Below are 14,586 nucleotides of genomic sequence, written 5' to 3' on the forward strand. Positions count from 1 at the left end.
TATCATTGAGAAAGTTAACAATTAGCAGTAAAATTTATGTAAGGGTTTATTTTTCAATGAAACTTTATGTCGATTATTTCGTATAAGAAGATAGACATATTGAAAAGCAAGGAGGATGAAACAATGCTTAGTGTCGGACAGTTTTTCTCTAGACATAGTGCCAGCTTTCTTATTTCGCTTACAACTGTTTCTATCGCAGCAATTGCGGCAAATCCTGGATTCTTCCTTGGTGGTTTACTGTTTGCGGGTTCATATGCGACGAGTACAACGTTGCTGAAACATAGACAAAAAAAGAAGGTCATGCAAATAGCAGGTATCACAAAAGAAGAGTTCAAGCATATTGAAACACAATTATCTACAGCCAATAAGCATATTCAAACATTAAGTCAAAACTATTTACGTGTCCGTTCTGTATCTGCTTTTAAACAACTTCTTGAGATGACACGTATCTCAAAAAATATTGTTAAAATTGTGAAGACAGACCCGCGAAAGTTTTATAATGTGGAACCATTTTTCTATGCGCATTTACCTTCTGCGGTGGAATTAACGGATAAATATACAATGCTTTCAAGGCAGCCTGTGAAGGATAAGGAAATTCAATTGACGTTATCCAAAACACGTGAAACTCTTACCGATTTAAATGATACAATACAAATTGATTTAAAGGATGCGCTTGCTAATGATATCGATCATCTGCAAATGGAGATCGAGTTCGCAAATCGCTCCAATTTAAGACGTAGAGAACAATTGGACTGGCGAGGCGATGATAAATGACGGCTAATGAACACGCATTTCAACTTAATACCATACCTGGACTTTCTCCACTAGTCCAATCCTACTTAGAAACAACTCCACAAAATGAGGCGATGGCGACATATGAAACGCTATCGCCTCTTGCACAAAGTCGTGCATTACTATATGCCAGTCAAATCGATTTAACTGATTTTGAATCATTGCTATCTCTTGGGCAAGATTCGCAGCGAGCCTTATCTCAATTTGCGGATCGAATGCTTGCACAGGTGAAGCAAAAGGACGTTACTAAAATTGGGCAAATGCTTGATTCCTTAATGCAGACACTAGATCGAGTAGACCCAACAGCTTTAGAGCCAAAGAAGCAAACGTTCTTCAAAAAAATGTTTGGTAAAACAGAGCCCTCGGTCAAGCAAACGTTAACAGAATTTGAGCGTATTAGTATTCAGGTAGAACGTATTGGTGTTCAACTAGAACGTGCACAGCTCCAGCTGATTAAAGATGTGGAAAACTTAGAATCACTTTATAACCATAATCGAGGATTTTTTGAGGAACTGGCTACTGCCATTGCAGCAGGTCAAATGAAAAAACAACAAGCTATTGAAGTAGAGCTACCAGCACAAATAATGAGTGTCCAAGCAAGCAAACAGCCGCTCGCTATTCAGCAGCTCAATGATTTTGCTGCGCAAATTGAACGATTGGACCAACGTATTTATGATTTACAAGTATCTCAGCAAGTAGCCCTGCAAACGGCTCCTCAGATACGGATGATTCAACAAGCTAATCAAACGTTAGCCGAAAAAATTGAGTTCTCAATTGTTACGCTAATTCCGCTATGGAAAAACCAACTGGCAATGATGCTATCGATGCATATGGATCAGCACTATGCCCGACTAGAGGAACGGTTATCAAAGACACATGATCGTTTTACAAGTCCATCTTTTGAACAGCAAGTTTCAAAATTTAAAGAAACACAGCATGAATTACAAACAGCAATTAAGGATGTCTTTGCTTTGCATACGGCAACCGAACAAGAGAAACAACAGCTGCAAGATGTAGCGGGTGCTCAAGGCTATCAGCGACATTAAAAAATGGGTGGCTCAGCAAATGCTCTGAACCACCCTGTTTTTATTTATTCGAAATAATCCTTATAATAGCCGCCGACATTACCTGTGTTGTCGATAATAAAAATGAATTCTTCTGTTTCGTTTTTTACTTCATATTCTTTACCTACTGTTAAGACGTTGGACACTAAGTATTTCGATGCATTCGTATGTTTGCAGGTAACCGTTCGTAATGTTGGCGCATCTTTCCATTTTAAATGTAACATATTCTCTCTACCTCTCTTTACTAGCAAAAGCTAATGTCTATTGCTTATTTTATAATATTTTTGGTCTTTTGTGGAGAAAAAAGAAATACTATACCTATTCTATCCAAAAAAAAATGAAATTTGGGGTGTTCTCATGAGTTTTGGTGGTGTACCGCAATGGTTTTTTATCATTGCTGTAGCATTCGCAATCTGCTTTGTGCTCTATGCAGAATGGAATTCTAGAAAATAAGTGAGTCCAAAATAATGGACTCACTTTTTTGTGCTTATTTTAAAGTACGTTTTAAAAACTCTTTCGTACGTTCATGTTGTGGATTGACTAATACTTGTGATGGTGGGCCTTCTTCCACAATCACACCTTTATCCATAAAGACGACACGATCTGCCACTTCTTTTGCAAACTCCATTTCATGTGTCACAATTAACATTGTATTCCCTGCGTCTGCTAATTGTCGCATAACCTTCAGCACCTCTCCTACCATTTCCGGGTCCAGTGCTGATGTCGGTTCATCAAATAGCATTACTTCGGGATTCATAGACAGTGCTCGAGCAATTGCTACACGTTGCTTTTGTCCGCCTGAAAGCTGACGTGGCTTAGCGTTTACATATTGATCCATACCTACGATCTTCAAATATTTCAGCGCTGTTTCTTCCGCTTCTTTCTTCGAGCGCTTAAGTACTTTGATTTGGCCGACTGTGCAATTACTTAACACATTATGATTATTAAATAAATTGAACTGCTGGAATACCATTCCTAGATGGGTACGATATTCTTGGATATTGTGCTTTTCATCTAGGATGTCTTCTCCCTGATAAATTATTTGCCCGCCACTTGGTGTTTCTAATAAATTTATGCAACGAAGTAGTGTAGACTTACCAGAACCAGAGGAACCAATTAAACAAACAACCTCGCCTTTTTCCACTTGGAAATTCACATCTTTTAACACTTGGTTACGTCCAAATGATTTACTTAAATGTTCGATTTTAATGACTGCCATTTGTGCGTCCCCCTATACTGCTTCTTTTTGTTCTTTTTGATAGGCATCCGGTCCATCCAAACGTTTTTCAACATATAGAAGGATGCGAGATGCGGTAAATGTCATAATGAAATAAAGAACACATGCGACAAAGAACGATTCAAAATAACGGAAGTTGTTACCTGAAATTGATTTTGTTTGGAAGAATAACTCTGTTACGCCGATGACATTTAATACGGCTGTATCTTTAATATTCATAATTAGTTGGTTACCTGTTGCTGGTAAAACGTTACGTGCTACTTGCGGCAGGACTACGTGAAGCATGATTTGGAAGTGATTCATCCCAATCGCTGATGCTGCCTCGTATTGACCATTATCAATCGATACAATCCCACCACGCACAATCTCTGCCATGTATGCCCCTGTATTAAGAGAAACGACTAAAATACCTGCTGTGATAAAATGCATGTCAATTCCAAACGCGATATCTAATCCGTAGTAGACAACCATAGCCTGTACAATCATTGGTGTACCACGGAAAAATTCAACATAGCATGTTAGGATAAAATTAATAAGCTTCAGGCTATAAAATTTTATTCCTTTTTTACGAACTGGAATCGTATGCATAATTCCGATGAAAAATCCGATGAATGCACCAATAATTGTACTAATAATCGAAATCAGTAACGTATAATACGCACCTCGTAAAAACATTTGCCAGTTGTTTTCAATAATTGAAATTATCCATTCAAGACTCATGATGTTCCTCCTTACAATGTCATGTTGCTTGCTTATCTTTTTCGTGTCCTAGCTCTTTCTACCATTCTATGATTTGTCACGCTAGGACATTATCATTATGTAGAGAGGTTCTCATTTTGATAATGATGAAATGATCATGCACGGACCAGCAACTAGTCCGTGCCTTGTCATTATTGTGCTGCTGGTTGATTCTTAATCGCTTCTTCCATAATGGCTTGACGATCGTCCTCTGTAATACCTTTTAATATTTCGTTAATTTTTTCACGATTTGCATCTTCTTTGCGTAAACCTACAGCAATTGAAGTGTTAGAAAGATCTGTATCAAAGCCTTCTTCAAATGCAACATATGTGAACTTATCGTTCGCTGCTGCAGCGGAAATTCCTTCTGGACGTTCTGCTACATAACCATCAATTTTGCCAGCCTCTAAAGCGACACGCATTGCCGGGAAGCTTTCCATAGCAGTTTGTTTGTCTACACCTTTAATTTGATCAATAACTGTGTAGTTCGATGTATTTAATTGGGATGTAATTTTTGCACCAGAGAAATCTTGAATTGATTTTGCCCCTTCATATTTGCTACCCTTTTTAATCACCATTACGAAATCCGACGTGTAGTAGTTTTCAGTAAAGTCGATTGTTTTCTTACGTTCTTCTGTTGGTGACATACCCGCAATGATTGCATCAATTTTGTTTGATTGTAGCGCTGGAACTAAGCCGTCCCATTCCATTTTTACGATAACTAGCTCTTTGCCTAAGCCTTCAGCGATTTTTTTCGCCATTTGTACATCATAGCCGCCTGCATACTCTGCATTATCAGCAATTTTTACCGCGCCATTAGCATCGTCCTGCTGTGTCCAGTTGAATGGTGGGTAGCCAGCCTCCATTCCAATGCGGAATTCACCGCCGCCTTCTTCCTTGTCCGCGCCAGCATCACCTGAACCGCCGTCTTTTTTGTCGCTAGTGCCACATGCAGCTAGCACAATTGCTGTCATGATAGAGATCATTACTAACAACCATTTTCTTTTCATGAAAAACTCCCCTTTTCTGTAAAAAAATAAGACAACTGTACTAAAAAAGACCTAAGTTTATTGAACTTAGGTCTTACCTTTTATGACAGTTGCCCAAATCCTCACTATTATTTCCATATTTCCGAGATAGCACAACCTAGTAAACCTGGAAATCAATTTACTAGGACAGTCCTGCACTTATTCACTGCAGACCCAGCATAAAAGTACGAGCTCCTTTTATACTTCGGCGATATTTCCTTCTTCATTGCGTCTTCGCTTGCTTGTACTCAACAATGAACTAATAAATACCGCGCCTCTACCTCACTGGTAACATTCGTGAGGTTTGTTTATTTAATTGATATTTAGATACTACTATAAAACTAATATGTTCGTCAAGACGATTTTAACATTTTTCTGACTAATGACAATATTAGGTTATTATGCGTTCTCTATCCATTTTAAATCATTGAGCTTTCGTCAATATTTCTGAAAATTACAACACATTTTTATTATAGAGTATGTTTTCTATGTGAGAAAAGTTGTGTTTATTTCTTTTTTGCTCCTCTATACGATATAACATTAGTACTCTTTCAAAAATAGAATCGGTCGAAAGATTTCATTATGCACAAAAAAACCCTGCTGAACATTGTTCGCAGGGTTTAATGGTATTATGAATTTAATAATAAATCTTCTGGGTTTTCAATTAATTCTTTAACTGTTTTTAAGAATCCTACTGAATCTTTTCCATCGATGATACGGTGATCGTAAGAAAGTGCTACATACATCATTGGACGGATTTGAACTTCCCCATTTACAGCAACTGGACGGTTAACAATAGAGTGCATACCTAAAATACCAGCTTGAGTACCGTTCATAATTGGTGTTGACATTAATGAACCGAATACACCACCGTTTGTGATTGTGAATGATCCACCAGCCATATCATTTAAGCCTAATTTTTTATCACGAGCTTTTGTCGCTAAGTTAGCGATATCTTTTTCGATTTCAGCGAAGTTTTTGCTGTTTGCATCACGTACAACTGGTACTACTAAACCTTCTTCAGTTGATACAGCGATACCGATATCGAAGAAGTTATTTAAATGAATTTCATCGCCAACGATTTGAGCGTTTACGTATGGGTATTTTTTCAGTGCTGCAACAACAGCTTTTGTGAAGAATGACATGAAACCAAGTTTGATGTCGTTTGCTTTCACAAACTCTTCTTGTTTACGTTTACGAAGTGCCATGATGTTTGTCATGTCAATTTCGTTGAATGTTGTTAACATAGCTGTTGATTGTTTAACTTCTAATAAACGTTTTGCAATTGTTTGACGACGACGGCTCATTTTTTCAATTGTTACACGATCAGAATTAGCTGCTGGTGTGAATACAACTGGGCCACCTGTAGTTGCTACTGGTGTAGGTGCTACTGCTGCCGCTGGTGCAGTTCCGTGTGCTGCTACATCTTGTACACGTACGCGACCTTGTGGATCTACTGGAGATACTGCTGCAAGGTCAATACCTTTTTCACGTGCAAGACGACGTGCTGCTGGAGATGCGATAACACGCTCACCAGAAGTTTCTTCTACTACTGGAGCTGCTGCCGCTGGTGCAGGTGCTGCTTGTGGTGCTGCTGGAGCTGGAGCTGCTTCAGCTGGAGCCGCTGCTGGTGCAGGTGCTGCGCCTTCGCCTGCTTCTACTACTGCGATAACTTGACCAACTAGTACAGTATCGCCTTCTTCAGCTAAAATTTGTGTTAATACACCTGCTTCTTCAGAAATGATTTCAGCGTTTACTTTATCTGTTTCAAGTTCAACGATGAATTCACCTTTTTCAACGCGATCGCCCACTTTTTTAACCCACTGTGCGATACTACCTTCTGTAATCGATTCTGCTAATTCAGGGACTTTAATTTCAGCCACTTTCATTTCCTCCTTTGATTAACGTGCTTACGCACATAGAAGGGCTACCGCTTAAGGGCAAGTAGCCCGGTTTCAATATTTATATGTGATTATTTAACCTTTACTGGCTCAGCAACTGCTTCTTCAATTAATGCCGATTGTGCAGCTTTATGAGAATCTGCGTCCCCTTCAGAAGTTGAGCTCATTGCAGGACGACCTACATAGCGAAGCTTTTTACCTTCTGAAAGTTCATATAATGTTTCTAATGCATAATTCCATGAGCCTTGGTTTTTAGGTTCTTCTTGTACCCAAACAATTTCTTTCACATTAGGATACTTAGCAATAATACCAGCAACTTGCTCTTTTGGGAATGGGTAAAGTTGTTCTACACGAATAATGTGTAAGTGATCGAAGCCTTCTCCGTCTTTCACGCGATCGGCTAAATCGATCATCACTTTACCTGTACCTAAAACGATGCGTTCTACAGCTTCTGGTTTAGCACCTAAACCTGGTTGTTCAATCACTTCTTGGAATGAACCATTTGCTAATTGCTCAGCATTAGCGGCTGCTAATGGATGACGTAATAATGATTTTGGTGATACGACTACAAGTGGACGTACCCCTTCAGTACCTAATAATGCTGCTTGACGGCGTAATAAGTGGTAGTAGTTGCCTGCGTTTGAACAGTTTGCTACAAACCAGTTATTTTCAGCTGACATTTGTAAATAACGTTCCATACGGCTTGAAGAGTGCTCTGGACCTTGACCTTCATAACCATGTGGTAAAAGGATCACTAAGCCAGATTTTTGACCCCATTTAGAGCGTGCCCCTGAAATAAAGTTATCAAACATCACTTGCGCCATATTCGCAAAGTCACCGAATTGTGCTTCCCAGACAGTTAATACATGGCTGTTTTCTAGGTTGTAACCATACTCAAAGCCTACTACCCCTGCTTCTGTCAGTGGTGAGTTGTGTACTGTAAAGGATGCGTTCGCACCAGAAATATGGTGAAGTGGTGTGAATACATTGCCATTGTTTTTATCATGTAGTACTAAGTGACGTTGAGAGAATGTACCACGCTGTGCATCTTGACCTGTAAAACGTACTGGTGTGCCATCTTGGATAATTGTTGCATATGCTAAAGTTTCCGCATGACCCCAGTCGATTTTAGCTGACGCATAAGCATCACGACGTTTTTCTAAAATTTTACCAAGCTTTTTCTGAGGTTCAAAGTTTTCTTCAAACACTAGGAGCTCTTCATTGATTTTTTCTAAACGTTCCGCACCAACCGCTGTATCAATTTGTGGGAAATCTACTTTTAATTCTTCTGGCATTTCTAATTGATGATGATCATCTTTATCTGCCATTTCTTTTACATGGTCATAGGCTGCTTGCATTTCTGCATAGATAGCTGTATCTAAAGCTGCTACATCATCAGTAGATACAAGACCTTCAGCCACTAATTGTGCACCGTATAATGCACGTACTGTTTCATGTTTTGAAACTAATTTATATGTTTCTGGGTTTGTTACAGTTGGGTCATCTGTTTCATTATGACCATGACGACGGTAACCTACTAGGTCTACGATAATATCTTTGCCAAATGTTTGACGGTAGTTAGCTGCAAAGCGACCCACTTGTGCCACTGCCTCTGGGCTGTCCGCGTTCACATGGATTACTGGTACTTCATAGCCTTTAGCAGGGTCAGAAGAGTACACAGAAGAACGAGAATCATAATGTTCAGTTGTGAACCCGATCATATTGTTTGCGATAATGTGGATTGTACCACCTGTTGTAAAGCCTTCTGTTTTAGCGAAGTTTAACACTTCCGTTACAATCCCTTGACCTGGGAATGCAGCGTCACCATGTACAAGAATGCCTAAGCCTTTTGTACGATCGAAAACAGGTTGACCTGGTTTAGACGTATCATCTTGTGTTGCACGAGTCGCACCAAGTACCACTGGATTTCCAACTTCTAAGTGAGAAGGGTTGTAAGCCAATTTCACATTCATACCAGATTCACGGTTGTAAGAAGCACCCATGTGGTATTTAACATCACCTGTCCAACCTTTTGTGATTTCAAGGCGACCATGCTCTGGCATAAATAAATCATTAGAAACATGTGCAAAGTCAGAGAACATCATGTCATACGGTTTATTTAAAATGTGAGTTAAAACATTTAAGCGACCACGGTGTGCCATACCAATGCGTACGTTTTCCACGTTTTTCGCTTCTGCTGTTTTAATGATTTCATCAAAAAGAACGATTTGCGTATCTAAGCCCTCACCAGAGAAACGCTTTTGTCCTACAAAAGTTTTATGAATAAATTTCTCGAAATTTTCAACGCGAGTTAAACGATCTAATAAGGCTTTTTTCTCATCAGGAGATAATGCTTGTTTAAATAAGCCTGATTCGATTTGCGCTTGAATCCAATCACGTTCTTCTGTAGCTACTACGTGACCATATTCAAATGCTACTTTATCTGTATAAATAGCTTTTAAATAGTCAATTGCATCCTTACCATTTTTCACGTTTGCTGGCACATCTTTGAAGAAGATTGCTGCAGGAATTTCAGCTAAATCTGCAGCGCTTAAGTTGAACGCGCTTTCTTCAATTTGAGCTGTTTGTAGTTCACGGTTTTTCAGTGGATAAATATCTGCCGCTAAATGACCGCGTGTACGGATTGTGTCTGCTAATTTTACAGCGGCTAACACTTTTTTGTAATCGCCAGCAGGAGCCGCTGCTGTATGACTAGCTACAGCTACTTCACCTTCTACTACTACTGGTGCACCAAATTGTTGGAATAAAGATACTAACTCCGGTTCTACTTCTTCAGGAGACTGTAAGAATAAGTCGTATTGCTCCATCACATATCCTAAGTTAGGACCAGAGAAAGCTGACCATGGAGAACTTACAGTTGTAACGTTGTTCGACATGAAAAATGACCTCCAAATTTTGCCTTTCGGCAGTTCCATTAATTAAATTGCAATTAATTATATAATATTTAGCCGTTCTTTAAAAGAATGTTTCACACTACTTTTCCATATTTTAAAGAACGTTTTTTCCATCTCAATCTTACTACTCTTCACAAAAAATACAACTCTTTTTAGCAAATTAAGCAATTTTTTTCGCAAAGGATGGAATAATGAAATAAAGCGTGCATTTTTCTTAATATTTTAGCGGGATTTTCAAGAAGAAAACGGTTCCAATATTAACCTCACTCTTGACTTCTACTGTTGCATTGTATTTTTCAAGTAACATCTTCGAAATACTTAGCCCTAAGCCAGTTCCACCAATTTGACGATTTCTTGCCTCATCCACGCGATAAAAACGATCAAAAATAAACGGAATATTGTCTTGTGCTATTCCTATACCATTATCAGCAATTTCTAAACATGCATAATTTCCAGCAACAGAAATAGAAATTTGTATCTCAGGAATTTTTTCACAATAACGAATAGCATTCTCTATTATATTACGAACGATTTGACTTAGTGCATTTTCGGTAATAAATAACGGACCTATTTCACCATGCTTCGACAGCAAAATTCGCGCTTGTGGATGCACGAGCTTCAGTTCATCTATCACCGCTTGGAGTACCACCAGTGCATTTGCCTCACTCGCATGATCTTTTTCTTCACGCCGTGCAAGCTCTAATAATTCCTCTATCATTTTGCGCATACGTGCGATTTCCGATAAAGAGGTATCTATAGATTCTTCTAAAATGGCAGGATCGTTTTTGCCCCATCTTTTTAAAAGTGAAAGATGTCCTTCAATTGCTTGTATGGGTGTTCGCAGCTCATGGGAAGCGTCTGCCACAAATTGTTGCTGCTTAGTAAAAGAAATTTGCAGCTCATTCATCATAGCATTGTACATTTTCAATAAATCGCCAATCTCATCATGTGATGTATAAGTCAATTGGATAGGCTCATTAAACCCCTGATCCATCACCTTTTTCATCGATGCACGCAATTCACGTAATGGCTTCATTAAATAATTGGCAAGATAATAGCCGATAGAACCCGATAACACTAATGCGCCTATCCCTGCTATAAGCATCGCTGTCAGTAGATAATGCATCAGTGATTGAAAGCTTGTTAACGGATGTATGACTTGAATATATCCCTGAAAAAAGCCTAGTTGCAATGGCTCGTTGATTACTAATACATCCTGCTTGTCGATTGTCGTCTCGATAACCTCTTGCATTGCAGTAAGAGGTACGGCTTCTGACGTATGATTAATACGTAGGATTTCTATGCCATCTACATTAAACAACCTGACCGTTTCATCACGATCGGTAATTGATTTCAGTAAACCTGTATTTTGTTGGATTTGCTGAATCGTAATATTGGGACCCTGAGATTCTAAAAAGGAGATGATATCCTTACTAGTTCGGACTACTTTACTCTCTTCATCATTTAATAACCATGTATGAAGAAATAAATAAACAACAACACATATAATGGTATAACTAATAAAGATGACGATACTCGACGTTAACATCCATTTTGTTTGCAAAGATTGGTGGCGTAGATATCCTTTTAATTTGTTCATTCACGCATCACGTATCCAACACCTCGAACGGTTTCAATATAAGCATTCATATCACCAGGTAGTTTTGTGCGTAAATGTCTTATATAAACATCTACTACATTGGTCTCAATATCTGTATCATATCCCCAAACTGACGTTAAAATATGTTCCCGTGTACATACTCTATTTTTGTGCTCGATTAATAGTTTCAGTAAATCGTATTCTGTCTTTGTTAAGTCAAGTTTATTCCCTTGCACAAAAACTTCATAGGCTGCTACATCTATTTCGATATCGCGAAAACAGAGGGATTCACTGTTTGCTGCCGCTGGCGTGACACGACGTAAAATCGTCCGTATTCTCGCAAGTAGCTCTTCAATCGCAAACGGTTTGACGATATAGTCATCCGCACCTGCATCTAAGCCCGCTACACGATCCATGACAGCATCTCTAGCCGTTAATAAAATAATAGGAACCTGTGACTGTGTCCGTATACGCCGACAAATCTCTATCCCATTAATGCCAGGTAGCATTACATCCAGTAACAGGACATCAAAATTTTCAGCTGTTGCCATTGCAAGTCCTTCTCGACCATCGAAAGCAGCTTTCACCTCGTAGCCTTCATGCTGTAATTCTAGTTCGACAAAACGAGCAATATGCTTTTCATCTTCTACTAATAATATCTTTTTAGGCATCGTATCACCTTCTATTCCAAAATAGCGTATGAAGGATTTTAATCCATTTACGGTACTAGCATAACACCAATTAAAAAGTCTGTCTCACAAGTTTACCTTGTGGACAGACTTTTTTAATGGCTGCCAGAAATAGAGAGCTTATTTTTCCCCAATTCTTTTGATTTATATAAAGCTTGGTCAGCTAAATCCAATAACTCATCTAGTGTTTGGCCATGATCGGGATAATAAGCAATTCCTATGGAGGCTGTTGGTGAAAAATGATGATCTTCAATGATCCAGCCTAATGCTAATTCATCTCGAATCCGACGAATAATATGCATCATTTGGCTATGTCTTTTTTCTATATCTCTCGTTAACCCCGTTAAGATGACAATAAATTCATCGCCACCTAGACGAATAACCATATCATGACTACGAATCGTCTTGTTTAAGGCATCGCCAAATCGTTGAATAAATGCATCACCTGTGTCATGGCCAAAGCGATCATTTACCTCTTTAAAATCGTCACCATCTAGATAAAGCATAGCTACACATGTCTGATTGTCGTTTGCTTCCACCAGTAAATTCGGAAACTCCTTTTGTAAATAACGTCGATTAGGTAGCTGAGTTAAAGCATCATGATAAGCTAGATACAGCAAATCATTTTCCCGTTCTTTACGATGGGTAATTTCACGAGACACCATCATGATTTGTGACACCTTCTCCCGTTCAGGGTCATGGACAACTGTGACATTGCCCTCCGTCCAAATCGGCGTACCATCTTTCGCCCTCAGTAGTAGCTCAAACTGTGTATCAGTCTGACCAGAATAATTATTAATGAATGATTGCCACTCACTCTTACTTTCTCCATCAATAATGTCACTGTAAAACTGTCCTTGCAGCTCTACATTGTCATAGCCTAAATACATATTATAGGATGGGGATGTATAAATAATGATGCCATCCTCATTCGTGATGACAATTAAATCGTTCGTATTTTCCGTAATGAGGCGGAAAGTTCGTTCGATATTTTTTAATTCCGTGAACATTCTTTTCTTGTCCGTAATATCATAGTTAATGGTTAAAATTTGTTCGATGTCACCAAACTCGTTTTTTAATGGAACAATCGTGGCTTCAACCCAATAATCGGCATGATATTTCGTCCGATAGCATAGCTCCCCCTGCCAAATCTCCCCTGCATTAAGCTTGTCATTTATGCTCTGCAAAAAATCCTGCCCATGGATCCGTGGTTCGATTAATGCATACGGCTGGCCAATTAGCTCCTCTGCACTATAGCCACAAGCCTGTAAAAACATTTCACTTACTTCAGAAATATTGCCTTCATGATCTAATACGGCAATGGCCGTGGCAGAGTTTAATGCAGATTTAAATACATCAAGCCCGTGAGATTTCGAACGTAGTTCTGCTTTTTGAACCGTGAATTGGGTAAAGTCTTGCATGATAAGAAATATAGCAAAAGAATTATCATCCTGCATCACAGGTGATAATGATACTAAATACATTCGTTCCTGTTGGTCCAGCGTGTACAATCTAATGATCTTTTCTGCAACGTTTTCCCCTCTTGCCGCCATTTGTAAGCATAAATTTATTTCTTCCACTTCTTCTTTTGGAACGATTGGTAGATCAACAAACCTTTTTTGCTTGACGCTGTCATTATCTAGTTGGAAACCTTCCATAAAGCTTGCATTCACTTCGTAAATCATGCCTTCAGCAGATAAAATAACAGTAGAGAAAAAGGCATGATCAAACATGGACCGCATAAATAAAAATTTATCTTCAATACTGCGGTCATAAAGAATTTCCTTCGTGATGGCCAAAATATAGTCTTCATTATTATATGTCAATGGTCTGACGGACGTTTCGTATTTACGCACCTCCGACTGAACATATGCATAATCTACATAGTCAACCAGATTATGCTCGCTAATTGCCTGATGATACTTTTTCTGAATGATCGAGAAATTTCGTTTTGAGGTAACAGTCGAAAGCATTTTTCCAATCGCCTCATTGGATAACAGATCTCGAGCTGCTTGGTTTAAGCGAATATATTGATAATCGTCTCCTATTTTTTTCATGAGAAAAACAAAATCCTTGCCAATAAACAATTGATTAAAAAAATCTTCGCTTAAAAGATACTCCATGCTGTCACCTCCAGAAAACCCTTGCAATCATGATAAAAATGTTAGTATGTATCCGTATGTAGAATTAAAATAATACTACTATTATAACATAAAAATAAATAATTACCTTTCTAGAATCAGAAATAATATATCCTTTTTAGGGTAATATTTGATATATTACCTATTCTAGCAAAACTTAAATCCTACTAAAGAAATGGATAAATGATTAATATTAGTTAAAAGTGATAGGATAGACTTAATGTTAAAAAACAACAATAAAATTGATATTACCATCTCATTTGTCAGAATTTACTGACTATTAAACTTGAATTTTGTTTTTTACGAGCAAAATGATTGCATCAAACAGTTTCTGTGTTATATTATATTTAAAAAACTAGCCTTTTTTCGGTATGGTCGAAATCAGTAAGACAGCGGGAGATTATGGAATATCATAGTTATAACGTCTAGTTCTTTGGGTTTTAATTCCAGTACGAATTTTAGTTTTCTTCTTTATGCTTCA

General features: G+C 38.3%; 11 protein-coding genes and 1 riboswitch. Of the genes, 2 read left to right on the top strand and 9 right to left on the bottom strand.

Annotated elements, in window-relative coordinates; translation table 11 throughout:
- Positions 1–123: 123 nt before the first annotated feature.
- Positions 124–774, top strand: coding sequence for a 5-bromo-4-chloroindolyl phosphate hydrolysis family protein (locus SJW71_RS12505; RefSeq protein ID WP_274797160.1), 651 nt, complete (start codon positions 124–126; stop codon positions 772–774).
- Entirely contained in the window at positions 771–1,838 is a 1,068-nt protein-coding gene (locus SJW71_RS12510) for a toxic anion resistance protein (RefSeq protein ID WP_431810939.1), read from the top strand. Before SJW71_RS12505 ends, SJW71_RS12510 begins: the two co-directional genes overlap by 4 nt.
- 44 nt (positions 1,839–1,882) lie before the next feature.
- Here the strand turns inward: SJW71_RS12510 and SJW71_RS12515 are convergent, their stop codons facing one another.
- From SJW71_RS12515 to SJW71_RS12555, 9 genes are all read right to left on the bottom strand, one after another.
- Positions 1,883–2,080: a DUF6501 family protein gene (locus tag SJW71_RS12515; protein ID WP_016994029.1), complete on the bottom strand. Its 198-nt coding sequence runs from the start codon at positions 2,078–2,080 to the stop codon at positions 1,883–1,885.
- A gap of 263 nt (positions 2,081–2,343) precedes the next feature.
- Positions 2,344–3,075: an amino acid ABC transporter ATP-binding protein gene (locus SJW71_RS12520; protein WP_274797158.1), complete on the bottom strand. Its 732-nt coding sequence runs from the start codon at positions 3,073–3,075 to the stop codon at positions 2,344–2,346.
- Between the two features lie 12 nt (positions 3,076–3,087).
- Positions 3,088–3,813 (bottom strand): amino acid ABC transporter permease, encoded by a 726-nt coding sequence (locus SJW71_RS12525; RefSeq protein WP_274797156.1) that lies wholly within the window; start codon positions 3,811–3,813, stop codon positions 3,088–3,090.
- A gap of 170 nt (positions 3,814–3,983) precedes the next feature.
- A complete protein-coding gene (locus tag SJW71_RS12530) occupies positions 3,984–4,841 on the bottom strand; it encodes a transporter substrate-binding domain-containing protein (RefSeq protein ID WP_274797155.1) in 858 nt (285 codons plus the stop codon).
- A gap of 119 nt (positions 4,842–4,960) precedes the next feature.
- Positions 4,961–5,147, bottom strand: a riboswitch (Lysine riboswitch).
- Positions 5,148–5,488: 341 nt separating this feature from the next.
- The gene (odhB, locus tag SJW71_RS12535) at positions 5,489–6,742 is read right to left on the bottom strand and encodes a 2-oxoglutarate dehydrogenase complex dihydrolipoyllysine-residue succinyltransferase (protein WP_322605095.1); all 1,254 of its coding nucleotides are present in this window, start codon (positions 6,740–6,742) and stop codon (positions 5,489–5,491) included.
- Positions 6,743–6,831: 89 nt separating this feature from the next.
- Positions 6,832–9,657 carry a 2-oxoglutarate dehydrogenase E1 component gene (locus tag SJW71_RS12540; protein WP_274797152.1) on the bottom strand — a complete coding sequence of 942 codons (2,826 nt, stop codon included), beginning with the start codon at positions 9,655–9,657 and terminating at the stop codon, positions 6,832–6,834.
- A 232-nt stretch (positions 9,658–9,889) separates the two neighbouring features.
- Entirely contained in the window at positions 9,890–11,275 is a 1,386-nt protein-coding gene (locus tag SJW71_RS12545; RefSeq protein ID WP_431810940.1) for a sensor histidine kinase, read from the bottom strand.
- Positions 11,272–11,946, bottom strand: a complete 675-nt coding sequence (locus tag SJW71_RS12550; RefSeq protein ID WP_431810941.1) for a response regulator transcription factor — start codon at positions 11,944–11,946, stop codon at positions 11,272–11,274. The genes SJW71_RS12545 and SJW71_RS12550 overlap by 4 nt, the downstream gene beginning before the upstream one ends.
- Before the next feature lie 113 nt (positions 11,947–12,059).
- The gene (locus SJW71_RS12555) at positions 12,060–14,087 is read right to left on the bottom strand and encodes a diguanylate cyclase domain-containing protein (RefSeq protein ID WP_274797149.1); all 2,028 of its coding nucleotides are present in this window, start codon (positions 14,085–14,087) and stop codon (positions 12,060–12,062) included.
- Between the last annotated feature and the right edge of the window lie 499 nt (positions 14,088–14,586).

It is taken from the genome of Lysinibacillus sp. FW12 (assembly GCF_050817245.1).
GTDB lineage: Bacteria > Bacillota > Bacilli > Bacillales_A > Planococcaceae > Lysinibacillus > Lysinibacillus irui.

What these genes read in the sequence shown, in the direction of transcription:
- SJW71_RS12510 (WP_431810939.1), top strand. Translation starts at nt 771, where the DNA reads ATGACGGCTAATGAACACGCATTTCAACTTAATACCATACCTGGACTT.
- SJW71_RS12555 (WP_274797149.1), bottom strand. Translation starts at nt 14,087, where the DNA reads ATGGAGTATCTTTTAAGCGAAGATTTTTTTAATCAATTGTTTATTGGC.
- SJW71_RS12540 (WP_274797152.1), bottom strand. Translation starts at nt 9,657, where the DNA reads ATGTCGAACAACGTTACAACTGTAAGTTCTCCATGGTCAGCTTTCTCT.
- SJW71_RS12505 (WP_274797160.1), top strand. Translation starts at nt 124, where the DNA reads ATGCTTAGTGTCGGACAGTTTTTCTCTAGACATAGTGCCAGCTTTCTT.
- SJW71_RS12525 (WP_274797156.1), bottom strand. Translation starts at nt 3,813, where the DNA reads ATGAGTCTTGAATGGATAATTTCAATTATTGAAAACAACTGGCAAATG.
- SJW71_RS12545 (WP_431810940.1), bottom strand. Translation starts at nt 11,275, where the DNA reads ATGAACAAATTAAAAGGATATCTACGCCACCAATCTTTGCAAACAAAA.
- SJW71_RS12520 (WP_274797158.1), bottom strand. Translation starts at nt 3,075, where the DNA reads ATGGCAGTCATTAAAATCGAACATTTAAGTAAATCATTTGGACGTAAC.
- SJW71_RS12530 (WP_274797155.1), bottom strand. Translation starts at nt 4,841, where the DNA reads ATGAAAAGAAAATGGTTGTTAGTAATGATCTCTATCATGACAGCAATT.
- SJW71_RS12550 (WP_431810941.1), bottom strand. Translation starts at nt 11,946, where the DNA reads ATGCCTAAAAAGATATTATTAGTAGAAGATGAAAAGCATATTGCTCGT.
- SJW71_RS12515 (WP_016994029.1), bottom strand. Translation starts at nt 2,080, where the DNA reads ATGTTACATTTAAAATGGAAAGATGCGCCAACATTACGAACGGTTACC.